Below are 24,565 nucleotides of genomic sequence, written 5' to 3' on the forward strand. Positions count from 1 at the left end.
GTCATCGCTCCCAGAAGGATGGTCCGACCGGCTCCGTGAAGTCGCTGCGGGCGACCAGGTATCCGTCGGCGTCGATGGTGATGGGGAGCTGCGGAAGCGGGCGCTTCGCAGGACCGAAGATGACCTCGGCCTCGCGCTTGATGTCGAACTGCGACTGGTGGCACGGGCACAGGAGGTGGTGGGTCTGCTGCTCGTACAGCGCCACGGGGCAGCCGACGTGCGTGCAGATCTTGGAGTAGGCGACGATGCCGTCGTAGTTCCAGGTCTCGCGACCCTCGCTGACGGTCAGGTCCTCGGGCTTCAGGCGCATCAGGAGGACGGCGGCCTTGGCCTTCTCCTCCAGCTTGCCCTCGACCTCGTCGAGTCCCTCGGGGATGACGTGGAAGGCGGAGCCCAGCGTGACGTCCGATGCGAGGATCGGCGCTCCGGAGGGGTCCAGGGTGAGCCGCGTGCCCTCGCGCCACATCGTGGTCTTGAGGAGGGCGACGGGGTTCTGGTCCTGCGGTCCGAGGCCTCGGAACAGGATCACGGCGGGCAGGGGGAAGACGATCAGCGAGCCGATGAGGCTGTTGCGGATCAGCGAGCGCCGGCCGAAGCCGGACTCCTTGTCGGACTGGTCGAAGATCTCGAGCGCACGGGCACGGGTGTCCTCCGCGCTGCGGACGGGGTGGCGGATGTCGATGCCCTCGTGGTCGGACATCAGCTGCTTGCCCCAGTGGACGGCGGCGATGCCGATGCCCAGGAGTGCCAGCGACATGCCGAGGCCGATGAACAGCGTGTTCAGCCGGACCGACTCGATGTTCTCCGTGATCGGGAACGCCATGTAGGCGGCCACCGCGAAGATCGAGCCCGCGAAGGAGAGGTAGAAGAGCGTGTAGACCGTGCGCTCGGCCCGCTTCGCGACCTTGGGGTCGACGTCGGTCATCCGGGGGCGGTGCGGCGGGAGGCCCGGGTCCTGGACGCGGTCCCGCGTCACGACCGCGGTGCCGGCCGGAGCACTCCCGTGCCCGGTGGCCGACGAGGTGGCGAGGTCGGTGCCACCCTCATCGTGCTCTGCCATGGTTCTCCTTTTCACGCCGTGTCGACGCCGCTCGGCGTCGTGGGGGTCGAGCGCCCGCCAGGGCGCCGGTGTCTGCTAGTTGGATCGTGCGGTGATCCACACCGTCAGGGCGACGATGGAACCGAGTCCGAAGATCCAGAGGAAGAGGCCTTCGGCGACGGGGCCGAGGGAGCCCAGGGCGAACCCGCCCGGGGAGGGGTTGGCCTCGATGTACTTGAGGTAGGAGATGATGTCGCGCTTGTCTTCCGGCGAGATGTTGAGGTCGTTGAAGACCGGCATGTTCTGCGGGCCGGTGACCATCGCCTCGTAGATGTGCGCCTCGGTGACGCCGCCCAGCGGGGGAGCGAACTTGCCCTCGGTCAGGGCGCCGCCGGCGCCGGCGACGTTGTGGCACATCGCGCAGTTGATCCGGAAGAGCTCGGCGCCGTTGGCCGAGTCGCCCTGGGCGTCGAGGACCTCGCCGCTGGGGATGGCGGGGCCGGGCGCCAACGAGGCGACGTAGGCCGCCAGCTCGGCGACCTGGTCGTCGGTGAACTGCACCGGCTTCTCGAGGGCCTGCGGGCCGTGCATCTGCATCGGCATGCGGCCGGTGCCGACCTGGAAGTCGACCGAGGCGGCGCCGACGCCGATCAGCGACGGGGCGTTGTCGGTGCCCGCGGCGTCGAGGCCGTGGCAGGTGGCGCAGTTGGCGGCGAAGAGCTTCGAGCCCTCGTCGATCGTCTGCTGGCTGGTGGCCGAGGTCTCCGCGGAGGCGGAGGTCGCGACGCCGACGGCCGCGTAGGTGCCGCCGGTGAGGCCGAGGCCGATCGCGATCAGGGCCAGCGTGGCCAGGGGGTGACGGCGACCCTTCTTGGCGCGGCTCTTCGTCTTCGGGGAGGCCATCGAGGCAACCTTCCTGCGGGGTTCGGGAGTGTGGTGGGGCATGGAGGCGGCTGGCCTCACTTCAGGAAGTAGATGACGACGAAGAGGCCGACCCAGACGACGTCGACGAAGTGCCAGTAGTAGGACACGACGATCGCGCTGGTCGCCTCCTTGTGGCCGAAGTTCTTGACGGCGAAGGCGCGGCCGATGACGAGCAGGAAGGCGATGAGCCCGCCGGTCACGTGCAGGGCGTGGAAGCCGGTGGTGAGGTAGAACGCGGAGCCGTAGGCGTTGCTCGAGAGCGTGACGCCCTCCGAGACGAGGGTCGCGTACTCGAGGACCTGGCCGCAGACGAAGACCGCTCCGAGGGCGTAGGTGAGGAAGAACCACTCGACCATGCCCCACTTGAACGGGCTGAGCCCGGTGGACCGGGGCTGCAGGCGCTCGGCGGCGAAGACGCCGAACTGGCAGGTGAACGACGAGGCGACCAGGATCACCGTGTTGACGCTCGCGTAGGGGACGTTCAGGATGCTGGTCTCGGCCGACCACAGCTCCGGGGAGGTGCTGCGGAGGGTGAAGTAGATCGCGAACAGGCCCGCGAAGAACATGACCTCGCTGCCCAGCCAGACGATCGTTCCGACCGCGACCGGGTTGGGTCGGTTCACTGCGGGCACGGTGGCCGTGGGGGAGAGAGAGGTGCTCGTCACACAGACCATTATGGACGATCGCAAGGGGGGGAACTCGCACTTCCCGTGGGGCCTTCGTAGTCGCATAATCTGAGAGCCATGTCGGAAACCCTGTCCTGGCCGCTCATTCTCGGCTCCCTCCTCGACTCCTCCGATCTCTCGGTGTCGGAGGCGACCTGGGCCATGGAGCGGGTGATGCAGGGCGAGGCCACGCCGGCGCAGCTCGCGGGCCTGCTGATCGCGCTGCGCGCCAAGGGCGAGACGGTCGACGAGATCGTCGGCTTCCGCGACGCGATCCTCGAGCACGCGGTGCCGCTGGACGTGGATCCGATGGCCCTCGACATCGTCGGGACCGGCGGGGACCGCTTCGGCACGGTCAACATCTCCTCCACCGCGTCGATCATCGCGGCGGCCGCGGGCACGCCGGTCATCAAGCACGGGAACCGCGCGGCGTCCTCCTCGTCGGGCTCCTCGGACGTGCTCGCGGCGCTCGGCGTCGATCTGACGCTCTCCGCCGACCGGGTGGCCGAGGTGTTCCGCCGGACGGGGATCGCCTTCGTCTTCGCCGCGATGTTCCACCCGGGGTTCCGCCACGCCGGGCCCGTGCGGGCCGAGCTGGGCGTGCCGACCGTCTTCAACTTCCTCGGGCCGCTCTGCAACCCGGCGCGGCCGGAGGCGTCCGCCGTCGGGGTCGCGCACCTGGACCGGGTCCCGCTCTTCGTCGGGGTGTTCCAGACCCGCGGCGCGACCGCGCTCGTCTTCCGCGGCGACGACGGGCTCGACGAGCTGACCACCACGGGGCACAGCCACATCTGGGAGGTCTCGCGCGGCTCGGTCGTCGAGCACGACCTCGACCCGCGCGACCTCGGCCTGCGCCGCGCGAGCATCGACCAGCTCCGGGGGCGCGACGCCGCCTACAACGCGCAGGTCGTCCGCTCGGTCCTGGCCGGCGAGGAGGGGCCGGTGCGGGACATCGTGCTGCTGAACGCGGCGGCGGGACTGATCGCGTTCGATCTGGCGCGCGACCCGGGTCTGATCCGGACGGCGATCCTCGACCGCCTCCGCTCGGCGCTCGACCGCGCCGCGCAGGCGGTCGACTCGGGTGCCGCGACGGCGAAGCTGGACCAGTGGGTCGAGGAGACCCGGCGCGGCGCCTGAGCCGCGCGGCCGGGCCTGCGCGAGCCGGGACGGCGGGCGTAACGTGGAGCCGCTGTCCGCGACGGAGCGGAGCGCCCTGGAGGAGACCTCGATGAAGAAGCTCATCAACGACCCGAAGAACGTCGTCGCGGAGTCCGTGGCCGGATTCGGCCTCGCGCACGCCGACCTGGTGCGGGTCGAGCCCGATCCGCTGTTCGTGGTGCGCGTCGACGCTCCTCGGCAGGGGAAGGTCGGCATCGTCAGCGGCGGCGGCAGCGGGCACGAGCCCCTGCACGCCGGCTTCGTCGGCGTCGGCATGCTCGATGCCGCGGTGCCCGGGCCGGTGTTCACCTCGCCCACGCCCGATCCGATCGTCGCCGCCACGAAGGCGGTCGACGGCGGTGCGGGCGTCCTGCACATCGTGAAGAACTACACCGGCGACGTGCTCAACTTCGAGACGGCGGCCGACCTGGCCCTCGCCGACGACGTGGAGGTCCGCTCGGTGATCGTCGACGACGACGTGGCCGTCAAGGACTCCCTCTACACGGCGGGGCGCCGCGGCGTGGCCGGGACCGTGATGGTGGAGAAGATCGCCGGAGCGGCGGCCGAGCGCGGCGACTCGCTGGACGAGGTGGCGGCGATCGCCGAGACGGTGATCGCGAACGTCCGCTCGATGGGCGTCGCGCTGCGGCCCTGCACGGTGCCGCACGCGGGGGAGCCGAGCTTCGAGCTGGCCGAGGACGAGATCGAGATCGGCATCGGCATCCACGGCGAGCCCGGCCGCGAGCGGATCCCGCTCGAGCCGGCCGACCGGATCGTCGACCGCCTGCTCGCGCCGATCCTCGAGGACCTGCCCTTCTCCTCCGGCGACGACGTGCTCCTCTTCGTCAACGGACTGGGCGGCACCCCGCAGGTCGAGCTCTACCTCGTCTACCGGCGTGCCGCGGAGGTGCTCGCCGAGAAGGGCGTGACGGTGCGGCGCAGCCTGGTCGGCAGCTACGTCACCTCGCTGGAGATGCAGGGGGTCTCGATCACGCTGCTGAAGCTGGACGACGCGCTGACGGAGCTCTGGGACGCACCGGTGCAGACCGCGGCGCTGCGCTGGGGGCGTTGAGCGGCCCCGAGCAGAGGGCGGGCGCCCGGCCCGGACAGCGGCGCGCACACGACGACACGACCGCACGACGACACGACGGTCGCAGAGGCGACACAGGAAAGAGGACGGATCGATGCAGGACGGACAGGGAGCGCAGGGGCTCGACGCGGCATGGGCTGTGACGTGGATCCGGGCCGCGGCGCAGGCGGTCTCGGAGCACCGGGTGGAGCTGATCACGCTCGACCGCGCGATCGGCGACGGCGACCACGGCGAGAACATGGACCGCGGCTTCCAGGCCGTGGTCGCGAAGCTCGACGCGGCTGCCGAGCTCGCGACTCCGGCCGAGGTGCTCAAGCTGGTGGCGACCACGCTGATCTCGACGGTGGGCGGAGCCTCCGGGCCGCTGTTCGGCACCGCGTTCCTCAAGGCGTCCGGCGCGGTCACCGGGCAGGAGTCGCTCGACGGTTCCGCGGTCGCGGCACTGCTCGCGGCGGCGCGCGACGGGATCGTGCTGCGCGGCAAGGCCGAGGTCGGCGACAAGACGATGGTGGACGCGTGGACGCCGGCGGTCGAGGCCGCGCAGGCCGCCTCGGCCGACGGCTCCTCGGCGGCCGCCGTGCTCGCCGCGGCAGCGGACGCGGCACAGGGCGGAGCGGAGTCGACCGACCCGCTCGTCGCGCGGAAGGGCCGGGCGAGCTACCTGGGCGAGCGGGCCGTCGGGCACCGCGATCCGGGCAGCGTGTCGAGCGTCCTGCTGCTGCGCGCCGCGGCCGAGGCGGCGGCGTGAGCGTCGGGCTCGTCCTCGTCTCGCACAGCGCGCGACTGGCCGAGGGACTCGTGGAGCTGGCGGCGCAGATGGCGCCCGACGTCGCGCTGATCGCCGCGGGCGGCACGGACGACGGCGGGATCGGGACGAGCTTCGAGCGGATCACCGCGGCGCTGGCCGAGGCCGACTCCGGCGAGGGCGCCGTGGTGCTCTGCGACCTCGGCTCGGCGATCATGACCGCGGAGACCGCGGTGGAGTTCCTGGACGACGAGGCGCGGGAGCGGGTCCGGATCGCGGACGCGCCGCTCGTGGAGGGCGCCGTGGCGGCGGCCGTGGCGGCGGGCACCGGTGCCGCGCTGGCGGACGTGCTCGCGGCGGCGGAGTCGGCCCGGGGCGCGCTCCTCGCCGAGTCACCCGTGGCGCCCGCCGAGTCGGCGAGCGTGCGGCGGACGGTGCGGCTGATCAACCCGAACGGGCTGCACGCCCGGCCGGCGGCCGACTTCGTCACCCTCGCCACCCGCTTCGACGCGCGGATCGACGTGAACGGCAAGGACGCGACGAGCCTGCTCGGCGTGATGTCGCTCGGGCTCGACCGCGGTGACGAGATCGCGATCTCGGCGACCGGCGCCGAGGCGGAGGAGGCCGTGGGGCGGCTGGCCGACCTGGTCGCGTCGGGGTTCGGCGAGGTCTAGCCGCCCAGGGCTCAGGGAGTCGCGGAAGGCGCCTCCTACCCTGGAGGCATGCCTCTGCGCGGAACCCGACCCCCGTCCGTCCTGCTCCGGCGCGTCCTCGCAGTGCCGCGCGCCGTGCGCCGGGCCGATGCCCGCGCCGCCCGGAAGCTCAACGCGCGCCGTCCGGTGCCGCTCGTGGACGGAGCGCTGGTCGGGCTCTCGCGCGCCGCCGATCACGGAGCGCTCTGGTTCGGGCTCGGGGCGCTGCTGCTCCTGGCCGGCCGGCCCCGCGAGGCGGCGCGGGGAGCGGCGTCGCTGGCGGTGGCGAGCGCCGCGGCGAACCTCGTCGGCAAGCAGCTCTTCGGCGGGGTCCGACCGCTCGTGGTGGACGTGCCGGTGGGGCGGCGGCTCGCCCGCGTGCCCACCTCGCCGAGCTTCCCCTCCGGCCACGCGGCGAGTGCCGCCGCCTTCGCCGCCGGGGTCGCGCTCGAGAACCCGCGGGTGGGACTCGCCGTCGCGCCGCTCGCCGCGGCCGTCGCCTTCTCGCGCCTGCACGTCGGGGTGCACTGGCTCTCCGACGTGGTCGGCGGAGCGGCGCTCGGCGCGGTCGTCGCGAGCCTCGGGAAGGTGCTGGTCCCGGCGCGCCCGCGGCACGTCCCCGTCTCGGAGCGGACGAGCCGGCCGCCGGTCGACGTGCGTCCGCTCGGCGACGGAGCCGGGCTGCTGGTGGTGCTCAACCCGAGCGCCGGGCGCGACTCGCACCGGCCGGATCCGGAGCCGCTCCTCCTGCAGCGCTTCCCCGCGGCGCGGGTGCACCGGCTGGCCGAGGGCGAGGACCTCGGCGACGTGGTGCGCTCGGCGTGCGCCGGCGACGCTCCGCCCGAGGTGCTGGGCGTCTACGGCGGCGACGGGACGATGGCGGTCGGCGCGGGGCTCGCGCGGGCCGAGGGGTTGACGCTCCTGGTGCTGCCGGGCGGGACGATGAACCACTTCGCCAAGGCGCTGGGCCTGGTGACGATCCAGGAAGCGCTCGACGCGGCGGCGCACGGCGAGCGCCGCGACGTCGATGTGGCCGAGGTGACGGCCGGGGACGCCGAGCCGGTCACGGTGCTGAACACCGTCTCGATCGGGCTGTATCCGGAGTTCGTGGCCGCGCGGGAGAAGCGCGAGAAGGTGATCGGCAAGCCGCTCGCCGCGGTCCTCGCCGCCTTCGAGGTGGTGCGCTCGACCGACCCGTTCGAGCTGCGGCGCGACGGGCGGACGGAGCTGGTCTGGTCGTACTTCGTCGGAGTGAACCGGGAGCACCCGCGCACCGCGACGCCGCTCGCCCGCCGGCGCCTGGACGACGGGCAGCTCGACATCCGCGTGCTGCACTCGGGACGGACGCCCCGGACCCGCGGCGCGGTGTCGCTCGCGCTCGGGCGGGGCGCGACGCCGGTGGTCGGGCGGGTGCCCGGCTGGCGCGCGCCGGTGGTCGAGTCGGCCAGCACCGCGGGCGTCGTGGTCGGCGCGCGGCGACCGGCCGGCGTGGACCCGGAGTGGGCGCACGACGGCGAGAGCGAGGTGTTCGACGGCGAGCCGGACGGCTTCCACGAGGCGAGGGTCCGGATCGTGCCACTGGCGCTGCGGGTCTACTCGGCGGCCGACGACCGCGGGCACGGCGGGGGCGGTGCCGGGAAGTAAAGCCCCCGGCGGATGTTTGCCGATCCGCCTGCGCGCCGGGGAGCGCGTGCCACCCTGGGGAGGGAGCCGGCCGGGCTCTCCTGCAGCCGGCCGCTCCGCCGACTGAAGGAGTCCGCCGTGCGACGCATCCACTACGCCGAGGGGAGCGTCCTCACCGGGGACGACATCGCGGACGCGGTGCTCGAGTACGCCCGGATGCTCGCCTCGACGGCGACCGCGGCCACGGTGGAGATCCCTGTCCGGCGCGGTGGCGGCGTGCTGACGGCCCGGCTGCTGCTCGGACCGTCGAGCCAGATGCTCGTCGAGGACGAGCCCGAGGACGCCGCGGAGATCGTCGACGAGGCGCTGGTCGCGGAGCTGGCCGACCGCGCCCGCCGACTCGGCCGGCCCGTGCCGATGGCGACCGACGACGACCTGGCGATCCCTTTGGACGTCCTCGACTACTGAGCCGAGTCCTGCGCTCCCGGGCGCTGGGCCGCCGGTCGGTCCGTCGCGGTCAGGGCCCGCTCGAGATCGTCGAGGGCGGGCACCTGCCCGGCGGTGATCTCCTCGCGGGCGCGCTCGAGCGGCAGCCACTCCGCACGCTCGATCTCCCGGTAGGCGCGGATCACTCCGGAGCCGCGCGGCCACTCGAGCTCGAAGGTGTTGCTGGCGACGAACGCGACCTCGCCGGCGCACTCCGCGGCGAAGACGGTGACGGTCTTCCCGGAGCGCTGGCGGTAGGCACCGAGGAGCGCGTAGTCGAGGTCCGGGGCGGCGACGCCGATCTCCTCCTCGAACTCGCGCCGAGCGGCGTCGAGCGGTGCCTCCTCGGGCGTGTGCAGGCCCTTGGGGATCGACCAGGCCCGCGGGCGGCGGGTCCACAGCGGGCCGCCCATCCGGCCGAGGAACACCTCGCGCGTGCCGTCACGCAGCCGGTGCAGGAGGATCCCCGCGCTCGTGGGTCCCGTCATCGCCGCGCTCCGCTCATCCGCCCATCCTGCCGCGTGACCGGGCCGCCGTGGAAGGATCGAGGGGCCGACCCGCGATCCGCCCGGAGTGACCCGCATGAGCAGCACCGAGACCAGCCGTACCGAGACCAGCGCCGCCGAGACAGTTCACACCGGAATCGGCATCGGTGCCGAGGCCGTCGGCGGTGCGCTCGTCCTCCGGAGGCTGCGCGAGGAGCTCGGCGACGCGGTGACGACCGAGGGGCCGGACTTCGAGTCCGCGCACACCGACAAGTCCGGCTGGACCGCCGGCGGACGCGCGCTAGCGCTGGTCCGCGCGCGCTCGGTCGCCGACGTGCAGGCGACGCTCCGGCTCGCCACCGAGCACCGGGTGCCGGTCGTCCCGCGCGGTGCGGGGACGGGGCTCGCCGCGGGGGCCGTCGGCCGGGACGGCGCGATCGTGCTCTCGACGGCGGCCATGGACCGCATCCTGGAGATCTCGCTCGAGGACGAGCTCGCGGTCGTCGAGCCGGGCGTGCTCAATCAGGCTCTGTCGGACGCGGTCACCGCGGACGGGCTGATCTTCTCGCCCGACCCGGCGAGCAAGGCGATCTCGAGCATCGGCGGCAACATCGCCACCAACGCGGGCGGGCTGCTCTGCGCGAAGTACGGGGTCACCCGCGAGGCGGTGCTCGGTCTGGCCGTCGTGCTGGCCGACGGGCGCCTGGTGCGGACCGGGCGGCGCAGCGTGAAGGGCGTCGCCGGCTACGACCTCACGGCGCTGCTGACCGGCTCGGAGGGGACGCTGGGCGTGATCGTCGAGGCGACGGTGAAGCTGCGGCCGATCCCCGCCGGCCGCGTCGTGACGATCGGCGCGTACTTCCCGAGTGTTGTCGCGGCCGCGGCCGCCTCGGCGGCGATCACGGCGGCCCGGCTCCGACCGGCGGTGATGGAGCTGATGGACGAGGGGGCGCTCGCGGCGATCGGCCGCTACACGGGCGCACAGCTCGACCGCGGCGCCGCCTACCTGCTCGTGCAGACGGACGGTGGGGGAGCGGAGGACGAGGCGCGCCGGATCCTCGCGATCGTCACCGAGGCCGGCGGGGACGCCGAGTCGACGGACGACCCGGTGGCGGGCGAGGCGCTGCTCGCGGTGCGGCGGGCCTTCCATCCCGCGCTCGAGGCCGAGGGCGAGGTGCTGATCGAGGACGTCTGCGTGCCGCGCTCGGCGCTGCCCGCGATGTTCGCCGCGATCCGCGGGATCGAGGAGCGCACCGGGCTGAGCATCCCGACCGTGGCCCATGCGGGCGACGGCAACCTGCACCCGAACTTCGTCGTGCCTGCCGGGTCCGACGGGGTCGGCGAGGAGGTCTGGGCGGCGGCGAGCGAGCTGTTCCGCACCGCGCTCGCGCTCGGCGGCACCCTCACCGGGGAGCACGGGGTGGGGCTGCTGAAGCGGCGCTGGCTCGCGGAGGAGCTCGGCGAGGACTCCATGGCGCTGCAGCGCGGGATCAAGGCGGTGTTCGATCCGCTGGGGATCATGAACCCGGGGGCGGTGTACTGAAGGCTCCCGCCCGGGGTCAGAGGAGCTCCTCGGCGAGCAGCCAGGCCGTCAGCACGATCGTGGCGGCCGACATCAGCCAGTAGAGGATCGTCTCGCGCCAGGAGCCGGCCGAGCCGAGGACGGGGATCGCGGCGTAGCCGCCGGACGTCCAGAGCCGCCGCAGCACGGGCGTGCGGCGCACCCAGCGCGGGGAGCGGATCCGCAGCGGCCAGAGCCAGTTGATCCCCTCGGTGGTGAGGGCGTCACCGGCGACGTGCACGAGGTAGCCGAGGGTCGCGGCGACCTGCAGCCAGGCCCAGGTGCCGTCGGCGAGGGTGACCAGGAGCACGGTCACGACGAGTGCTCCGGCCCAGGCGATCGGCCAGGAGGGCGCCGCCCTGACCGCCTTCGCGGCGAAGGCGATCGCCGGCAGGGTGAGCACGGCGGCCAGCGAGACCGGGCCGACGAGCGGCACGGGGAAGCGCAGGGCGACCAGGAGCGGGATCAGGTACCAGACGACGGCCACGGCGAGCAGGGAGTGCATCCCGTGCCGGTGGCCGCCGCTGATGCGGCCGGCGGTCGCGGTGAGGAGGGACGCGCCGGGTGCCGAGCGCGAGATCGTCGCCCGGGCGTGGTCGGCGTCCGGGACGAGCGCCCAGCCGGCGGCGACGCCGAGACCGACGAGCCGCAGGTCGAGCGGGAGGCCGGCGAGGCCGAGCGGCGCGGCGAGGGCTGGGACGGTCGTGACGACGGACCAGGCGAGCGCGCCGGAGACGGCGTGGGAGCGACCCATCACGAGAGTGCCTCCGCGGTGTGGAGATGCGCGGGTGGAGATGCGGAAGATGGAGGGGAGAGAGGTGGTGGGCGATACCGGACTCGAACCGATGACCTCTTCCGTGTGAAGGAAGCGCGCTACCAACTGCGCCAATCGCCCTGACGGCCGTCTTGTGGACGGCCCGAGAAATGATCGTAGCGGATCCGCGGCGCTGCGATGCACCGGGAACGGCGCGCCACGCCCGGGTGAACAGCGGGTTGCGGGCCGGTTTCGCGCGGAACGACGCGGGTCCGGCGTCGCGGTGCCCGAATCGGGGCGCCGTCGATTTGGAAGTTCGCGCGGCGTTCGGATACAGTCTTCTAGGTCGAGCCGGGCAGCGAAAGCGCCGGGGAGACAGGCAAGACCAGCAAACAGCAGCAAGACAGCAATCCAACACATCATGCGGATGTGGCGCAGTGGTAGCGCATCACCTTGCCAAGGTGAGGGTCGCGAGTTCGAATCTCGTCATCCGCTCGAAGAACCGGCCCCCGGGCCGGTGTTTCACCTGGTCGGCCCCGGGAGCTCACGCTCCGAGGGGCCGCCGACACCGAATCCCGTACACGGTGGATTGGCCGAGAGGCGAGGCAGCGGCCTGCAAAGCCGTATACACGGGTTCGAATCCCGTATCCACCTCGATCGTTCACCGAGCGAGGCGCTCCTCCGGGAGCAGCGGGCGATTGGCGCAGCGGTAGCGCGCTTCCCTGACACGGAAGAGGTCACTGGTTCGATCCCAGTATCGCCCACCACGACGACACCCCCGGCCCCGGCCGGGGGTTCGTGCGTTAACGGACCGGATCGGTCTAGCCTCGCAGGGTGTCAGCCTCGATCGCCGTCGGTCACGGCACCGTCCTCCGCCTGATCGTCCGCGAGGACGGTCCCGCGCTCGCCGAGGCGTACCGCCGCAACCGGCGCCGCCTCGCGCCCTGGGAGCCGCTGCGGTCGGCGCGGTTCTTCGAGGCCGGCGGGCAGACCGACGCGATCGCCGACGCGCTGCACGGGCACCGGTCCGGGGCGCTGCTCCCGCTGGTGCTCGAGCGCGGCGACGAGCTCGTCGGGCGGGTGACGCTCTCGAACGTGGTGCGCGGCGCCTTCGACAGCGCGGACCTCGGCTACTGGGTCGACGGCGAGCTGGAGGGCCGCGGGGTGATGACCCGCGCGGTCGGCGCGACCCTCGGCCTCGCCCGCGACGAGCTGCGGCTGCACCGGGTGCAGGCGGGCACGCTGCTGCACAACGTCGGCTCGCAGACGGTGCTCGAGCGCAACGGCTTCGAGCGGATCGGAGTGGCCCGGCGCTACCTGCGGATCGCGGGGGAGTGGCAGGACCACCTGCTCTTCCAGGTGCTGCTCGAGGACGCCGCGACGACGCCGCTGCTGCCGCCGCAGCCCTCGCCGATGCGGCTCGTCTAGGGTGAGCGCGCCGACGCTCGCTCGGCGCGGGCAGCCGGAGGGACGACGGACGATGAGGCGCACGATCGGCGGACGCGGGTTCGACTTCGAGCGGGAGGTCGCGGTGATGGCGGTCGTGAACCGCACGCCGGACTCCTTCTACGACAAGGGCTCCACCTTCGCGCTCGATCGGGCGGTCGACGCCGCGGTGCGGGCCGCCGAGCAGGGCGCCGACTGGGTCGACGTCGGCGGCGTCCCCTTCGGCCGCGGGCCCGCCGTCTCGCTGCAGGAGGAGCTGGACCGGGTGCTGCCGGTGGTCGCGGCCATCCACGAGCGCAGCGACGTGGTGGTCTCCGTCGACACGACCCGCGCCGAGGTGGCCCGGGCGAGCATCGCCGAGGGCGCCTCCGTCGTCAACGACACCAGCGGGCTGCACGATCCGGGGATGCTCGCGGTGCTCGCGGGCTCCTGCGCCCAGCTCGTCGTCACCCACAGCGTCGGGGCGCCGCGCAGCGAGCCCACGGCGCCGCAGTACGAGGACGTCGTGGCGGAGGTGATCGAGCACCTGCGCGTCCGGGTGGACCGTGCGCGGGCCGCGGGGATCCCCGACGACCGGCTGATCGTCGATCCCGGGCACGACCTCAACAAGAACACCCTGCACACGCTGGAGCTGACGCGACGGCTGGGGGAGCTCTCGGTCCTCGGGTTGCCCGTGCTCGCGGCGGTGTCGAACAAGGACTTCATCGGCGAGACCCTGGACCGGCCGCAGGGCGAGCGGCTGGAGGGCTCGCTGGCGGCGGCGGTGATCTGCATCCTGAACGGCGCGCGGATCGTGCGGATGCACGACGTGCGGCAGGCGGTGGACGCGGTGCGGCTGACGGAGGCGGTGCTCGGCTGGCGGCAGCCGGCGTATCTGCGGCACAACGTCGCGGCCGATGAGACGGCGGGCCGCGCGTGAGAGCGGCGATCGACCGGCTCCGGCCGGCGCCCGCCCAGGACCTCGACGACGAGCAGCTGCTCGCGGCCTACGCGGACGGCGCCGGTGACGCGTGGCTGCGGGTGAACTTCGTCTCGAGCATCGACGGCGCGGTGACCCGCGAGGGGGTCTCAGGGGCGCTGGGCGGCGAGGCGGATCTGCGGGTCTTCGACCTGCTGCGGCGCCTGGCCGACGTGGTGCTCGTCGCGGCGGGCACAGTGCGGACCGAGGGCTACGGGCCGATGGTGCTCGGCGACGAGGCCGCGGCGGCGCGGACGGCGGCGGGGCTGCCTCCGCACCCGGTGTTCGCGATCGTGTCGGGGTCGCTGGACCTCGATCCCGGGTCGCGGATCTTCACGGAGGCGCCGGTGCGGCCGATCGTCGTGACGACCGGGGCGTCGCCCGAGTGGCGGCGCGCGGAGCTGGCGGAGGTGGCCGACGTGCTGGTCTGCGGCGAGGACGCGCTGGACGCGGGACGGATGCGCGCGGCGCTCGTCGAGCGCGGGCTCGGCCGGATCCACTGCGAGGGCGGTCCGGGCCTCCTCGGCACACTGCTGGCCGCGGACGCCGTCGACGAGCTGTGCCTGACGATCAGCCCGTCCCTCGAGTCGGGTGACGCCGGCCGCATCGCCCGCGGCGCTGCGACTCCGCGCGAGATGCGCCTGGCCCACGTGCTGGCTGCCGGCGACACCCTCCTCCTCCGCTACCTGCGCTGACCCTCCCGCGAGATGCCACTTGTGCACACGACACGCCGAGGATTGCGTGCACAAGTGGCATCTCGCGGGAGGGTGGAGGGGTGAGCGGGCCGGATCTGAGCAGGCAGACGTCGATGGTCGGGGTGCGGGTGCCCGAGGTGGCGATCGCGCTCAACGGGGGAGTCGCGCCGGAGCTGGTGTGGCGGAACCAGCTGGACGGGCTGACCTTCCGGGTGCGGGACGGGTACCTGAAGTGGAATCCGCGGGCGAGCGACGTCGACCTCGGGCGGGAGGCGGTGCGGCTCGAGTGGCTCGCCGGACGGCATCCGGTGCCGAGGATCCTCGAGCGCGGCGAGGACGCCGAGGCGCAGTGGCTGCTGACGGCGCCGCTCGACGGCGCGAGCGCGGTCGCTCCGGAGTGGATCGCGCGGCCGGAGGAGGCGGTGCGGGCGATCGCGGCGGCACTGCGGGCGGTGCACGCGCTGCCGGTCGTTGACGTGCCTGCTGGGCTGCGGGGGGACTCGTGGTTCGACCGGCGGCCCACGGCGCTCGGTGCGGCTCCGGCGCTGGACGAGCCCGTCGTCGTGCACGGGGACGCCTGCGCGCCGAACACCCTGATCGGCAGCGACGGCCGCTGGTGCGCCTCCGTCGACGTGGGCGATCTCGGCGTGGGCGACCGCTGGGCGGATCTCTCGGTCGCGGCGGTCAGCCTCGGCTGGAACTACGGCGAGGGCTGGGGGCCGCTGCTGCTCCGCGAGTACGGGATCGAGCCGGACGAGGAGCGGGCGCAGTACTACCGGGAGCTGTGGCGGCTCGAGTCCTGAACCGAGTGCGACTCGGGAGCTCGGCCATGCTGATCGAGCAGCCCGCGGAGCGGGCGTATCGAGATCCGCCGGCGTCGGATCAGGAGTCCGCGGAGCTGGTGTGCTGAGTGCGGTGGGTCTCGATTCGCCCCTGCGGGGCTCCTCGACCAGCATGAGCTCGTGGCGCCGCCTGCTGCGGTTGCTCGACCAGCATGTCCGCGGGTGTCTCAGTCCTTCGCGGCCGCCTTCTCGGAGTCCTTCGCGGCCTCGTCGTCCTGCGAGGGGCCCTTCTGGCCGCGGTTCTCGCTGGAGAGCCGCAGCCAGCGGCCGTCGCGGACGTCCTTCTCGTGGACCGCGGCCTTCTTGTCGCTCGCGGCGGTGTCGCGCGGGGGCAGCTGGATGGTCTCCTCCGCCTCGATGCCGGCCTGGAGCTCGCGGCCGCGCTCGAGCTCGGCGTCGAACTCGGCGCCGAAGAGCAGGGCGATGTTGGTGATCCAGATCCAGAGCAGGAAGACGATCACGCCACCGAGCGAGCCGTAGGTCTTGTTGTAGTTGGAGAAGTTGGCGACGTAGAAGGCGAAGCCGACCGAGGCGAGCAGCCAGATGGCGAGCGCGAGGATCGAGCCGACACTGATCCAGCGGAACTTCGGCTGACGGATGTTCGGCGCCCAGTAGTAGAGGATCGCGATGGTCAGCACCGCGATGATCACCAGCACCGGCCACTTGGCGATGTTCCAGACCGACAGCGCGGCGGGGCCGAGACCGACGACGTCGCCGACGGCGGTGGCGACCGGGCCGCTCAGCACCAGGATGAGCGCGGCGACGACGATGAGGATCACGGTGACGACGGTGACGCCGAGCATGGTCGGGCGCAGCTTCCAGAACGGGCGGCCCTCGTCGATCTCGTAGACGCGGTTCATCGCGCGGCCGAAGGCGCCGACGTAGCCGGAGGCGGACCAGAGCGCGCCGACGAGACCGGTGACGAAGGCGACGCCGGCGGCCGGCGAGTTGACCAGCGACTGGATCGGATCGCGCAGCAGGTCGACGACCTCGGCGGAGGCCAGGTTCCCGACCAGGTCGAGCACGGTCTGCGTGGTCGCCTGCGCCTGGCCGAAGAGGCCGAGGACGGAGACGATGGCGAGCAGCGCCGGGAACAGCGCCAGCACGGCGTAGTAGGTGAGGGCGGCGGCGAGGTCGGTGCACTGGTCGGCGCCGAACTCGCGTCCGGTCTTCTTCAGGACGTAGAACCAGGAGCGCTTGGTGATGTCGGTGACGTCGTCCGGCTTGCGCGCGTCGTCGGGCTCGGGCGCGGTCTTCTCGCGGGTCGTGCTCTTCTCGGCCATGCCGCCACGCTATTGCCCCGCGCGGGAGAACGGTGGCCCCTTGACGCCGCGCCGTCCGATCCGGGAGGGGAGCGCTCTCAGACAGCGCCCTCGACCGGGTGGCCGCGGGCCGTGCTCCCGCGACGGCGCCTCAGACGGTGCCTCAGGCGGTGCGGCCCTGGCGGCTCGCGGCGAGGATCCCGAAGGCCAGGAAGGAGCAGGTCGCGGTGAGCACGATCAGCAGCGGGGCGTTCCAGCCGCCGCTGGCGTCGTGCGCGAGGCCGACCACGGTCGGGGCGGTGGCCGCGACGGCGTAGCCGAGGCCCTGCACGGTGGCGGAGAGCCGGGAGGCGTGCCGGTCGGAGCGGGAGAGGCGCACGAGCAGGACGAAGACGACGGTGATGCCGCCGCCCTGCGCCGCGCCGCCGAGCAGGCACCACAGCGCCCAGAGCTGCGGGGCGAGCAGCAGGCCGAGCGGGACGGTGCACCAGAGCAGGCCGATCAGGACGATGCTGCCGAGCGGCCGGAGCCGGCGCACCACCAGCGGGACGCCGATCGCGCCGATGATCGCGGCGATCTGGAAGACGGAGGAGCTCGCTCCGGCCGCCTCGATCGAGAAGCCGTTGCGGTCGACCAGGAGCGAGGGCAGCCAGGCGGTGACGCCGTAGTAGGAGAAGGCCTGGCTGGCGAAGCAGACCGCGAGCGCGAGCACGGTGGCGCTGCGCCAGATCCGGGGCGCCGGCTCCTGCGGTCCGCGCGCGGCCGGCGGGCGCGGGGCGGGGCGGAGGGCCCGGGCGGGTCCGCGGGCGAGCAGCCAGCCGGCGACGGCCAGGACGTTGAGCACCAGCCAGGCGAGCAGGGCGCCGCGCCAGCCGAGGACGAGGGCGAGCGGCGCGGTGCCGAGCGAGGTGATGGTCGAGCCGATGTTGAGCGCGGCGGTGTAGACGCCGGTCGTGAGATCGACGCGCTCGGGTGCGACGTCGCGGCGGATGACGACGGGGACCACGACGTTGCCGATGGTGATGAAGACGCCGATGAGGATGGTGCCGGCGACCACGGAGACCACGTCTCCGGCCGAGCGCAGGATCGTGCCGAGGGCGACGCCGAGCACGGTGACGGTCACCGCGGCGTCCGGCCCGACCCGGCGGATCACGAGCAGGGCCAGCGGCGTGGCCAGGGCGAAGCAGAGCACCGGGATGCTGGTGAGGACTCCCGCCTGGCCGGAGGAGAGCGCGAGGTCGTCGCGGATCGCGTCGATGACGGGAGCCACGGCCACGATCGGGCCGCGGAGGACCAGCGCGACCAGGGCGACGGCGACGACGAAGAGCCAGGGGGCGCTCCGCCTCGTCACGCCGGTCAGCTGGAGAGCCCGGCGGCGCGTGCCAGGAAGGACAGCACTCCGAAGACGATGCCGATGACACCGGTGATCAGGCCCGCGGTGGCGAAGCCGCGGCCGCCGAGCTGCGCGGAGGCGGCCCGGCCGCGGACGCCGAAGACGATCGCGAGGATCGACGGGACGAGCAGCGGGTTGATCAGGATGCTGGCGATGCCGAGGACGAGGCTCGCGATCGCGAGGGAGTTGCGGCGTGCGGGGGCGGCGCCGTAGCCGGCGGCCGGGCCGTAGCCGGGGGCCGGTCCGGAGCCCGGGGTGACCGGGTACTGCGGGGCGGCGCCGTAGCCGGGAGCGGCCCCGTACCCGGGCGCGGCTCCGTAGCCGGGGGTGGCGGGCTGCTCGGGTTCGGGCGTCCCGTAGGCGGGAGCGGGCGGCGCGGCGGGGCGCGAGCGATCCGTCCAGGCCGCTCCGTCCCAGTAGAGCTCGGCACCGAGGTCGGCGGGGTGCGGGTACCAGCCGGGCGCGGGAAGAGGGGCGGAGTCGTCGGGCATGCGCTGATTCTAGGACGGCGGCGCGGAGCAGTGCGGCCGGGCGGCGGGACCGGGAGCGCGGTCCCGCCGGGTCGCCGCGCGGTGCGGGACCGCGGCGCAGGGCAGGATGGACCCGTCGAGCGGGCTCGCCGCGCGGTCGCCGGAGGAGGAGCCATGGGCTGGAGCATCGTCGAGGTCGAGTGGGCGGACCCCCGGGCCGAGAGCCTGCGGTCGGCGCAGCGGGTCGAGCTGGACGAGCGCTACGGCTCGGACGACCACGAGCCGGGGACGCCGCCGTCCGCCGACGACGTGCCGGTGTTCCTCGTCGCCGTCGACGAGGGCGGCGCCGCCGTGGCCTGCGGCGGGCTGCGCCCGCTGCCGGACTCGGTGCTCGGGCCGGACGTCGTCGAGGTGAAGCGGATGTTCGTCGACCGGTCCGCCCGCGGCTCCGGAGTCGCCGCGGCCGTGCTCGCCGCGCTGGAGGACAGGGCCCGCGAGCGCGGGGCGGTCCGCCTGGTGCTGGAGACGGGCACGCTGCAGCCGGACGCGATCCGGTTCTACACCCGGCAGGGCTACGCGCCGATCCCGCTGTTCGGCTCCTACCTCGGCTCGGAGCACTCGGTCTGCTTCGGGCGCTCGCTGCGGCCGGCGCGCGTCGAGGCGTCGGCGGACGTCGATCCGCGCGCCGAGGTCGGCGACGGGACGCTGGTCTGGCACCTGGCCCAGGTGCGCGAGCGGGCCCGGGTGGGCCGGGACTGCGTGATCGGCCGGGGCGCCTACCTCGGCCCCGGCGTCGTGGTCGGCGACCGCTGCAAGATCCAGAACCACGCGCTCGTCTACGAGCCGGCCGTGCTCGGCGACGGGGTGTTCGTCGGCCCCGCCGTGGTGTTCACGAACGACCTGCGGCCCCGCGCCGTCACTCCGGACGGGGCGCTGAAGTCGGCGGACGACTGGCACGCCGTCGGGGTCGTGGTGGAGGAGGGCGCGGCGATCGGCGCCCGGGCCGTCTGCGTCGCTCCGGTGCGCATCGGTGCCTGGGCGATGGTCGCGGCCGGCGCCGTGGTGGCAGCCGACGTGCCGCCCTTCGCCCTCGTGGTCGGCGTGCCCGCCCGGCGGGTCGGCTGGGTCGGGCGGGCCGGTGCGCGACTCGAGGCGGCCGGAGACGGTGCGGACGGCGCTCTCTGGCGCTGCCCGGAGACCGGCGAGGAGTACGTCGAGCGCGACGGGGTGCTGAGCCGGGTCTGAGGTCCGCGCCTGCCCCGCACCGGGCCCGGCCCGCACGGCGTCCGGCGCCGCGGCCCGCTCAGCCGCGGTGCGGGGTGAGCCCGCTCCGCTCGGGGACGGGGTCGCGGTGCCGGACCAGGGCGGGCGGGGTGCTGTGCCCGGCGTGCGGGGCGGCGCGGAAGGCGGGCGGGGCGTCGTGCGCGGAGGTCGTCGCGCTCGGCGCGGCGATCGGGAGGCGCGGAGACGGTGCCGCCGCCGTCGAGGTGCCGGCCGCGGCGCCCCGTCGTCCGGCGCGCCGGCCGTCGACCGCGCGGGCGATCGAGATCGCGCCGAAGAGCAGCACCACGCCGCCGACGGCGACCATGATCACCGCACGGAGCCGGTCCGAGATCTGCTCGACGGCCTTGCCGGGCGTCTGCACCTCGAGCGCGGTGAAGAGGTAGCGGTCGTCCGCGCCGTTGATCGTCTGCATGCTGCGCAGCGTGTCGACGAGCCGGTCGCCGAGCGCCGTCGTCGTGGCGAGCGAGCCGTCGGCCGTCGGTGCGTCGGCGGTCACGCTCAGCAGCAGCCCCTGGCCGGCCCAGGCCGAGCGCTCGACCGCGAACTGGGTGCTGAGACCCTGCGCGGCGAGCGCGTCCGCGGTGTCGTCGCTGTTCATCACGGTGACGAGCACCTGGGCGGCGAGCGAGTTGTCCGAGGAGCGCAGGTACGGGTTGTCGGAGTTCAGCGCGGCGAGGGCCGGGTCGGCCTCCAGCTCCGCGGTGGAGGGCAGCTTCGGATTGACCAGCGCGTAGGTCGCGGTCGAGGCGTAGGTGCGCGGTGAGAGGACGAGGACGTAGGCCATCGCGGCGACGGTGAGCACGAGGACGACGCCGGCGAGGAGCCGGTGGCGCCAGAGGGTGCGGAGAACGGAGACGGGGTCCATCAGGACAGCCTTTCTGGGACGTGATCGATCGCGCCGCGGGCGGGGACGGAGGCGTCCGTGCTCAGGGCGGAGGGGAGTCCGAGCTCGGCGCGGACCAGGAGCCAGCAGCTCCCGGACAGGCCGAGCACGAACGGGTACAGCAGGGCGAACACCGGGAAGCCCAGTGAGTCGAAGGTGGCGGAGGCGACCGCGGCGACCGTCGCGGAGGCGGCGACGCTCCCGGTCAGGGCGCGCAGGCGCGGGTCCCGGGCGAACTGGGCAGCGACCAGCCCGAAGAGGGCCGGGACGCCGAAGTAGGCGAGCACCGCGACGGCGCCGAGGAGGCCGAGCGTGATGGCGGCGCCGAGGTACTGGTTGTCGAGGATGAGCAGGGCGCTGTCCGGGAGGTAGGTGCCCGGGCCGGTGCCCAGCAGGGGCTGGTGCGCGACGAGGGCCGCCACGCGCGGGTAGTTGTCGAGGCGGTTGGTGATCGAGGAGTCGCTGGTGCCCGCGCCGATCGAGCCGGTGAGAGTGCCGAGCAGACCCGGGGTGGTCACGAAGAACGCCGCGACGGCGACGGGCGCGATCACGTAGCCCCACCGCCGGGCGTACGCGGGCAGGAAGACCGCGCAGACGACTGCGCCCACCACCAGGGAGAGCACCCCCGACCGCGAGACCGTCAGCGCCAGGGCGACGACCAGCAGCACGCAGGAGGCGGCGCGGAGGAACCGCGGAGACGTCCGGTCGTACAGCAGCCGCCAGACGGCGAGCGGCAGGAGCATCGCCGAGACGACCGCGAGCTCGATCGGGTGGAAGGTGGTGCCCGCCACCCGGGTGAGCCCGTCCCGGTCCTGGAACGGCGTGCTGCCGCCGTTGTCGACGAAGCCGACCATGACGCTCCGGATCCACTCGACCGGGTCGACGTGGGCGGTGAACTGGATGATCGCCACGATCGCGCAGAACGACGCCGCGTTCACGAGCGAGCCGAGCAGCACCCGCGCGTCCTCGAGGGAGCGCACGCTCTGGGTGGTGACCAGGGCGATCCCGGCGGAGGCGAGCAGCAGCAGCAGCCAGCGGTCGGCGCTGAGCTGCCCCTCGCCGGTGCGCGGGATGGTGTCGTTGACGGCGTAGCGGACGTAGGACGCGATGCTCACGAGCAGCAGCAGGGTGAGCGCGGCCCGCCCCGGGTGGCGCATCGGGATCGGGTCGTGCAGCCCCAGCAGGGCCGACGCCGCCCACGCGCCGGTGAGCAGCAGCGCGAGCACCATCGCGACCGAGCCGGACGCGCCCAGGGGAGCGAGCACCTGATCCGCGGGGAAGAGGAACAGCGCGTAGGCGACCAGGCGCAGCAGCGTCGGTGGCCCGGTCCGCTCGATCATGACGGCCACGGGTCAGGCCCCCGACTGCGCGGAGGAGGCCCGGCGGGTGGTCTCGTCGCGGGTCCAGCCCGCCGCCTGCCGCTCCGGCAGCCGGCTGGCGAGGGCGAAGCAGAGGTAGACGGCGGCGTCGGCGAGCTCGAGCGGACCCCGGGCGGCCCGCAGCACCTGCACGGCCGTGCGGGACGAGCGGCGCTCGCCGCCGGGGGTCGCCGCCGCCAGCTGCGCGCTGCCGCGCTGGGTGCGGCGCAGGACGCCGAGCAGGCTGGTCGCGCTCCGGGGCACCTGCACCACTGCCGGGGCGGTGGCGACGACGGCGCGCTCGGCGACGGAGAACCGGCCGTCGACGAACTCGTCGTCGGCGATCAGCGCGGGGAATGTCCCGATCCGCTCGTGTCCCGGGCCGCTGACGGCGTAGCCGCCGGCCCCCCAGAGCGCAGTGTGCAGCGAGGCCGTGCGCGAGCGGGCGCGGTAGTAGGCGCGGACCAGCGGGTCGGCTCCGGTCGCGTCGTAGACCGCCGTCGGCCGGGCGGCGAGCAGCCCGCCGCGGGTGACCGCGTCGAAGACGTTCCAGACCGCGTCCGCCGTGACGCCGACGTCGGCGTCGAGGTAGAGGCGCGGCCAGGTGGCGGCCACCGCGTCGCCCGCGTTGAGGGCCGCGGTCTTGGACGCCTCGGCGATCTCAACCACGGTGACGCCGGCGAAGCCGCGCGCGATCTCGGCGGTGGCGTCGGTGCAGGCGTTGCAGACGACGATCACCTCCAGGGCTCCGCTCGCAGCGGCGGCGGCCAGCGGCGCCAGGGTGCGGGCGATCACCGCCTCCTCGTCGTGCGCGGGGACGACGACCGAGCCGCTCGGGTGCGGTGCGGCGAGCGGGCGGGCGAGCGAGCCGGAGGGGAGTGAGGCGAGCCGGGCGCCGACCGCGAGCGCGAGGGCCGCGTGCCGGTGCTCGCGGCCTCGGGCGCCGGGGAGGGCGCTGCGGGCCGACTCCGCCGCCAGCACGACGAGGCGGAAGGTGCTCGAGTACAGCGCGCCGTGGAACTTCTGCACGTAGCGCACCCGGTTCACGGCGAGCAGCGCGGCGAGGGCGGTGGAGGAACCGGAGCCGCCGCCGTCGTGCACGACCTGCGCGGCGGGCTCGAACCAGGCCTCGGCGCCGAGGTCGCGGGCGCGGCGGAAGTAGTCCGTCTCCTCGGAGTAGAGGAAGAACCGCTCGTCCCAGTCGCCGAGGCGGGCGGCGACCAGCGCGTCGATCAGCATCGCGGCGCCGGTCGCCCAGTCGATCCGGTGGGCGTGCCGGTAGCTCTCCGGGTCGCTGTCGGTCTCGCTGGAGAACGCGGGGCGGTCGAGGACCTTGTCGCCGAGCAGTGCGTCGCCGAGGGCGCGCAGCCGGGTCGGCTCGCGGCGGAGCGAGCGCGACGGGGCGCCCGCGGCGTCGAGCAGGAGCGGCACCACGATGCCCGCGGAGGAGGAGTCCATCCGCGCCAGCAGCGTCGAGACGGCACCGGGCAGCACGACCAGATCGGGGTTCAGCACGAGCAGCGCGCCCGCGTCGCCCGCGTGCCGCCGGGCGATGTTGATCGCGGCCGCGTAGCCGACGTTGGCGCCCGCGTCGACGGCGACGACGTCGGAGTGCGCCGCCGCGAGGGCGAGCGAGCCGTCGTCGGAGGCGTTGTCGACGACGACCACGCGGATCCGGACGCCGGTCGCGGCCTCCGCGCGCAGGCTCGTCAGCAGGCGCTCCATCGTCGCGGCCGAGCGGTAGCTGACGACGAGGGCGGCGACGTCGGCGCGCTCGCCGGCTCCGACGAAGCGGGCGCTCCCGCCGGGCAGGACCACGGGCAGCACGGGGGACGGAGCGGCGGGCTGCGCGGCCCTGCCGAGCACGGGGCCGCGCTGCGGGGTGGTCGAGCTGTGCCGGCGCAGACTCGCGTAGGCGAGCGGCCCCTCGACGAGATAGCGGCGCGCGAGGCGGCGCGGCTCGAGGGCGAGGCGCCAGAGCCACTCCACGCCGCGGTCGGCGACCCACTGCGGGGCGCGGCGGACGGAGCCGCCGAGGAAGTCGACGGCCGCGCCGAAGGCCAGCAGCACGTGCGCGCCGGTGCGCGGGCCGTGCTCGTCGATCCAGAGCTCCTGGCGGGGCTTGCCGAGTCCGACGATGAGCAGGTCGACCCGCGCGCCGCGGATCGACTCGACCAGCGCGGCGTTGGCGGCGGGGTCGGCGAGCTCGGCCCGGGAGGGCGACCAGAGCCCGGCCATCACCAGGTCGGGCCGCTCCTCGGACAGGCGGGCGCGCAGCCGCGACTGGGCGACCTCGGAGCCGCCGAGCACGCCGACGCGCACGCCGTCGGTCGCGGCGCGGTCCAGCAGCGGCCCGATCAGGTCGCTGCCGGCCAGGCGCGGCCAGGAGACGCCGGTGAGGCGCTCGGCCTGCTTGGCGATCGGGCTGCCGTCGATGAGCGAGAGCCACTCGACCGGGCGGGCCGGGACGTCCAGCGGCGCGTCGGTCCACTCGGTCTCGCCCTCGGCCACGGGGACCAGGACGAGGGTCGGCGCCTCGGCGACCGGCAGGGCGCGACGCTCGAGCACGTGCTGCCAGCGTCCGCCGTGGCCGAAGTGGTTGACGTGGTCGACGTTCACGGAGAGGACGCCCAGCGGCGCGTCGTGCAGGGCGGCGGCGCGGTCCGCGATGGTGCGGACCGCCTCCTCGTGCCGGGCGAGATCGACGGGGCTGCCGCCGAGGACGACCCGGCGGTGGGTTTCGAGGGTCATG

The 24,565-nt window shown here is 74.1% G+C and carries 23 protein-coding genes, 4 tRNA genes and 1 pseudogene; 16 read left to right on the plus strand and 12 right to left on the minus strand.

Features of this window, described 5'->3' with window-relative positions; translation table 11 throughout:
* Position 1 precedes the first annotated feature (1 nt).
* The 3 genes from MT353_RS21110 to MT353_RS21120 all read right to left on the minus strand — a co-directional run bounded on the left by MT353_RS21110 (position 2) and on the right by MT353_RS21120 (position 2,637).
* Entirely contained in the window at positions 2-1,060 is a 1,059-nt protein-coding gene (locus tag MT353_RS21110) for a ubiquinol-cytochrome c reductase iron-sulfur subunit (protein ID WP_123735879.1), read from the minus strand.
* Between the two features lie 75 nt (positions 1,061-1,135).
* Complete coding sequence (locus MT353_RS21115; RefSeq protein ID WP_123735878.1) at positions 1,136-1,942, minus strand: c-type cytochrome; 807 nt, start codon at positions 1,940-1,942, stop codon at positions 1,136-1,138.
* Between the two features lie 56 nt (positions 1,943-1,998).
* Complete coding sequence (locus MT353_RS21120; RefSeq protein WP_123446158.1) at positions 1,999-2,637, minus strand: heme-copper oxidase subunit III; 639 nt, start codon at positions 2,635-2,637, stop codon at positions 1,999-2,001.
* Between the two features lie 69 nt (positions 2,638-2,706).
* Here MT353_RS21120 and trpD point away from each other — a divergent pair, with 69 nt between their 5' ends.
* The 6 genes from trpD (at position 2,707) to MT353_RS21150 (ending at position 8,404) form a co-directional block, all read left to right on the plus strand.
* Positions 2,707-3,765, plus strand: a complete 1,059-nt coding sequence (gene trpD, locus MT353_RS21125; protein WP_123735877.1) for an anthranilate phosphoribosyltransferase — start codon at positions 2,707-2,709, stop codon at positions 3,763-3,765.
* Between the two features lie 91 nt (positions 3,766-3,856).
* A complete protein-coding gene (gene dhaK, locus MT353_RS21130) occupies positions 3,857-4,858 on the plus strand; it encodes a dihydroxyacetone kinase subunit DhaK (protein WP_243599904.1) in 1,002 nt (333 codons plus the stop codon).
* A gap of 112 nt (positions 4,859-4,970) precedes the next feature.
* The gene (gene dhaL, locus MT353_RS21135; RefSeq protein ID WP_243625837.1) at positions 4,971-5,624 is read left to right on the plus strand and encodes a dihydroxyacetone kinase subunit DhaL; all 654 of its coding nucleotides are present in this window, start codon (positions 4,971-4,973) and stop codon (positions 5,622-5,624) included.
* The gene (dhaM, locus tag MT353_RS21140) at positions 5,621-6,295 is read left to right on the plus strand and encodes a dihydroxyacetone kinase phosphoryl donor subunit DhaM (protein ID WP_243625838.1); all 675 of its coding nucleotides are present in this window, start codon (positions 5,621-5,623) and stop codon (positions 6,293-6,295) included. The genes dhaL and dhaM overlap by 4 nt, the downstream gene beginning before the upstream one ends.
* A 48-nt stretch (positions 6,296-6,343) precedes the next feature.
* The gene (locus tag MT353_RS21145; protein WP_243625839.1) at positions 6,344-7,957 is read left to right on the plus strand and encodes a bifunctional phosphatase PAP2/diacylglycerol kinase family protein; all 1,614 of its coding nucleotides are present in this window, start codon (positions 6,344-6,346) and stop codon (positions 7,955-7,957) included.
* A gap of 117 nt (positions 7,958-8,074) precedes the next feature.
* The gene (locus tag MT353_RS21150) at positions 8,075-8,404 is read left to right on the plus strand and encodes a hypothetical protein (protein WP_123735875.1); all 330 of its coding nucleotides are present in this window, start codon (positions 8,075-8,077) and stop codon (positions 8,402-8,404) included.
* Here the strand turns inward: MT353_RS21150 and MT353_RS21155 are convergent.
* Complete coding sequence (locus MT353_RS21155; protein WP_243625840.1) at positions 8,398-8,910, minus strand: NUDIX domain-containing protein; 513 nt, start codon at positions 8,908-8,910, stop codon at positions 8,398-8,400. The two genes, MT353_RS21150 and MT353_RS21155, sit on opposite strands and share 7 nt — an antisense overlap.
* A 94-nt stretch (positions 8,911-9,004) precedes the next feature.
* On the opposite strand from MT353_RS21155, the gene MT353_RS21160 reads away from it, so the two are divergent.
* The gene (locus MT353_RS21160; RefSeq protein WP_243625841.1) at positions 9,005-10,450 is read left to right on the plus strand and encodes an FAD-binding oxidoreductase; all 1,446 of its coding nucleotides are present in this window, start codon (positions 9,005-9,007) and stop codon (positions 10,448-10,450) included.
* A 16-nt stretch (positions 10,451-10,466) separates the two neighbouring features.
* Here MT353_RS21160 and MT353_RS21165 read toward each other — a convergent pair whose 3' ends face one another.
* Both MT353_RS21165 and MT353_RS21170 read right to left on the minus strand, forming a co-directional pair.
* Positions 10,467-11,222: a metal-dependent hydrolase gene (locus MT353_RS21165; RefSeq protein WP_127886939.1), complete on the minus strand. Its 756-nt coding sequence runs from the start codon at positions 11,220-11,222 to the stop codon at positions 10,467-10,469.
* A 65-nt stretch (positions 11,223-11,287) separates the two neighbouring features.
* Positions 11,288-11,363 (minus strand) — tRNA-Val (locus MT353_RS21170).
* Between the two features lie 282 nt (positions 11,364-11,645).
* On the opposite strand from MT353_RS21170, the gene MT353_RS21175 reads away from it, so the two are divergent.
* The 7 genes from MT353_RS21175 (at position 11,646) to MT353_RS21205 (ending at position 15,124) form a co-directional block, all read left to right on the plus strand.
* Positions 11,646-11,717, plus strand: a tRNA-Gly gene (locus MT353_RS21175).
* A gap of 88 nt (positions 11,718-11,805) precedes the next feature.
* A tRNA-Cys gene (locus tag MT353_RS21180) sits at positions 11,806-11,876 on the plus strand.
* 38 nt (positions 11,877-11,914) lie between these two features.
* A tRNA-Val gene (locus tag MT353_RS21185) sits at positions 11,915-11,989 on the plus strand.
* 67 nt (positions 11,990-12,056) lie between these two features.
* Positions 12,057-12,650 (plus strand): GNAT family N-acetyltransferase, encoded by a 594-nt coding sequence (locus tag MT353_RS21190; protein ID WP_243582532.1) that lies wholly within the window; start codon positions 12,057-12,059, stop codon positions 12,648-12,650.
* Positions 12,651-12,702: 52 nt separating this feature from the next.
* A complete protein-coding gene (folP, locus tag MT353_RS21195) occupies positions 12,703-13,587 on the plus strand; it encodes a dihydropteroate synthase (protein ID WP_243625842.1) in 885 nt (294 codons plus the stop codon).
* Complete coding sequence (locus MT353_RS21200; RefSeq protein WP_243625843.1) at positions 13,584-14,321, plus strand: pyrimidine reductase family protein; 738 nt, start codon at positions 13,584-13,586, stop codon at positions 14,319-14,321. Before folP ends, MT353_RS21200 begins: the two co-directional genes overlap by 4 nt.
* An 80-nt stretch (positions 14,322-14,401) precedes the next feature.
* Complete coding sequence (locus tag MT353_RS21205) at positions 14,402-15,124, plus strand: aminoglycoside 3'-phosphotransferase (RefSeq protein ID WP_243625844.1); 723 nt, start codon at positions 14,402-14,404, stop codon at positions 15,122-15,124.
* A 206-nt stretch (positions 15,125-15,330) separates the two neighbouring features.
* Here MT353_RS21205 and MT353_RS21210 read toward each other — a convergent pair whose 3' ends face one another.
* From MT353_RS21210 to MT353_RS21220, 3 genes are all read right to left on the minus strand, one after another.
* The gene (locus MT353_RS21210) at positions 15,331-16,446 is read right to left on the minus strand and encodes a YihY/virulence factor BrkB family protein (RefSeq protein WP_123735867.1); all 1,116 of its coding nucleotides are present in this window, start codon (positions 16,444-16,446) and stop codon (positions 15,331-15,333) included.
* Between the two features lie 142 nt (positions 16,447-16,588).
* On the minus strand, positions 16,589-17,776 hold the full coding sequence (locus MT353_RS21215) for a CynX/NimT family MFS transporter (RefSeq protein WP_243625845.1): 1,188 nt from the start codon (positions 17,774-17,776) through the stop codon (positions 16,589-16,591).
* Positions 17,777-17,781: 5 nt separating this feature from the next.
* Positions 17,782-18,309, minus strand: a complete 528-nt coding sequence (locus MT353_RS21220) for a DUF4190 domain-containing protein (RefSeq protein WP_132436317.1) — start codon at positions 18,307-18,309, stop codon at positions 17,782-17,784.
* Between the two features lie 153 nt (positions 18,310-18,462).
* Between MT353_RS21220 and MT353_RS21225 the strand changes: the two are divergent.
* Positions 18,463-18,855 (plus strand): annotated as a pseudogene (locus MT353_RS21225) (GNAT family N-acetyltransferase); the annotation flags it as partial.
* Positions 18,856-18,927: 72 nt separating this feature from the next.
* A complete protein-coding gene (locus tag MT353_RS21230; RefSeq protein ID WP_243600277.1) occupies positions 18,928-19,533 on the plus strand; it encodes an acyltransferase in 606 nt (201 codons plus the stop codon).
* A gap of 58 nt (positions 19,534-19,591) precedes the next feature.
* On the opposite strand, the gene MT353_RS21235 is transcribed toward MT353_RS21230, so the two are convergent.
* The 3 genes from MT353_RS21235 to MT353_RS21245 are packed head-to-tail and all read right to left on the minus strand — an operon-like array spanning position 19,592 to position 24,564.
* Positions 19,592-20,437, minus strand: a complete 846-nt coding sequence (locus MT353_RS21235; protein ID WP_243625846.1) for a chain-length determining protein — start codon at positions 20,435-20,437, stop codon at positions 19,592-19,594.
* The gene (locus MT353_RS21240) at positions 20,437-21,795 is read right to left on the minus strand and encodes an O-antigen ligase (RefSeq protein ID WP_243625847.1); all 1,359 of its coding nucleotides are present in this window, start codon (positions 21,793-21,795) and stop codon (positions 20,437-20,439) included. Before MT353_RS21240 ends, MT353_RS21235 begins: the two co-directional genes overlap by 1 nt.
* A 12-nt stretch (positions 21,796-21,807) precedes the next feature.
* Positions 21,808-24,564 (minus strand): WecB/TagA/CpsF family glycosyltransferase, encoded by a 2,757-nt coding sequence (locus tag MT353_RS21245; RefSeq protein WP_243625848.1) that lies wholly within the window; start codon positions 24,562-24,564, stop codon positions 21,808-21,810.
* Position 24,565 lies beyond the last annotated feature (1 nt).

Source organism: Rathayibacter sp. VKM Ac-2927 (assembly GCF_022815525.1).
Taxonomy (GTDB): domain Bacteria; phylum Actinomycetota; class Actinomycetes; order Actinomycetales; family Microbacteriaceae; genus Rathayibacter; species Rathayibacter festucae.

Excerpts from the sequence above, each read along its gene's own strand:
- MT353_RS21110 (WP_123735879.1), bottom strand. The coding sequence starts at position 1,060 with ATGGCAGAGCACGATGAGGGTGGCACCGACCTCGCCACCTCGTCGGCC.
- MT353_RS21115 (WP_123735878.1), bottom strand. The coding sequence starts at position 1,942 with ATGGCCTCCCCGAAGACGAAGAGCCGCGCCAAGAAGGGTCGCCGTCAC.
- MT353_RS21120 (WP_123446158.1), bottom strand. The coding sequence starts at position 2,637 with ATGGTCTGTGTGACGAGCACCTCTCTCTCCCCCACGGCCACCGTGCCC.
- trpD (WP_123735877.1), top strand. The coding sequence starts at position 2,707 with ATGTCGGAAACCCTGTCCTGGCCGCTCATTCTCGGCTCCCTCCTCGAC.
- dhaK (WP_243599904.1), top strand. The coding sequence starts at position 3,857 with ATGAAGAAGCTCATCAACGACCCGAAGAACGTCGTCGCGGAGTCCGTG.
- dhaL (WP_243625837.1), top strand. The coding sequence starts at position 4,971 with ATGCAGGACGGACAGGGAGCGCAGGGGCTCGACGCGGCATGGGCTGTG.
- MT353_RS21145 (WP_243625839.1), top strand. The coding sequence starts at position 6,344 with ATGCCTCTGCGCGGAACCCGACCCCCGTCCGTCCTGCTCCGGCGCGTC.
- MT353_RS21155 (WP_243625840.1), bottom strand. The coding sequence starts at position 8,910 with ATGACGGGACCCACGAGCGCGGGGATCCTCCTGCACCGGCTGCGTGAC.
- MT353_RS21160 (WP_243625841.1), top strand. The coding sequence starts at position 9,005 with ATGAGCAGCACCGAGACCAGCCGTACCGAGACCAGCGCCGCCGAGACA.
- MT353_RS21165 (WP_127886939.1), bottom strand. The coding sequence starts at position 11,222 with ATGGGTCGCTCCCACGCCGTCTCCGGCGCGCTCGCCTGGTCCGTCGTC.
- folP (WP_243625842.1), top strand. The coding sequence starts at position 12,703 with ATGAGGCGCACGATCGGCGGACGCGGGTTCGACTTCGAGCGGGAGGTC.
- MT353_RS21210 (WP_123735867.1), bottom strand. The coding sequence starts at position 16,446 with ATGGCCGAGAAGAGCACGACCCGCGAGAAGACCGCGCCCGAGCCCGAC.
- MT353_RS21220 (WP_132436317.1), bottom strand. The coding sequence starts at position 18,309 with ATGCCCGACGACTCCGCCCCTCTTCCCGCGCCCGGCTGGTACCCGCAC.
- MT353_RS21235 (WP_243625846.1), bottom strand. The coding sequence starts at position 20,437 with ATGGACCCCGTCTCCGTTCTCCGCACCCTCTGGCGCCACCGGCTCCTC.
- MT353_RS21240 (WP_243625847.1), bottom strand. The coding sequence starts at position 21,795 with ATGATCGAGCGGACCGGGCCACCGACGCTGCTGCGCCTGGTCGCCTAC.
- MT353_RS21245 (WP_243625848.1), bottom strand. The coding sequence starts at position 24,564 with ATGACCCTCGAAACCCACCGCCGGGTCGTCCTCGGCGGCAGCCCCGTC.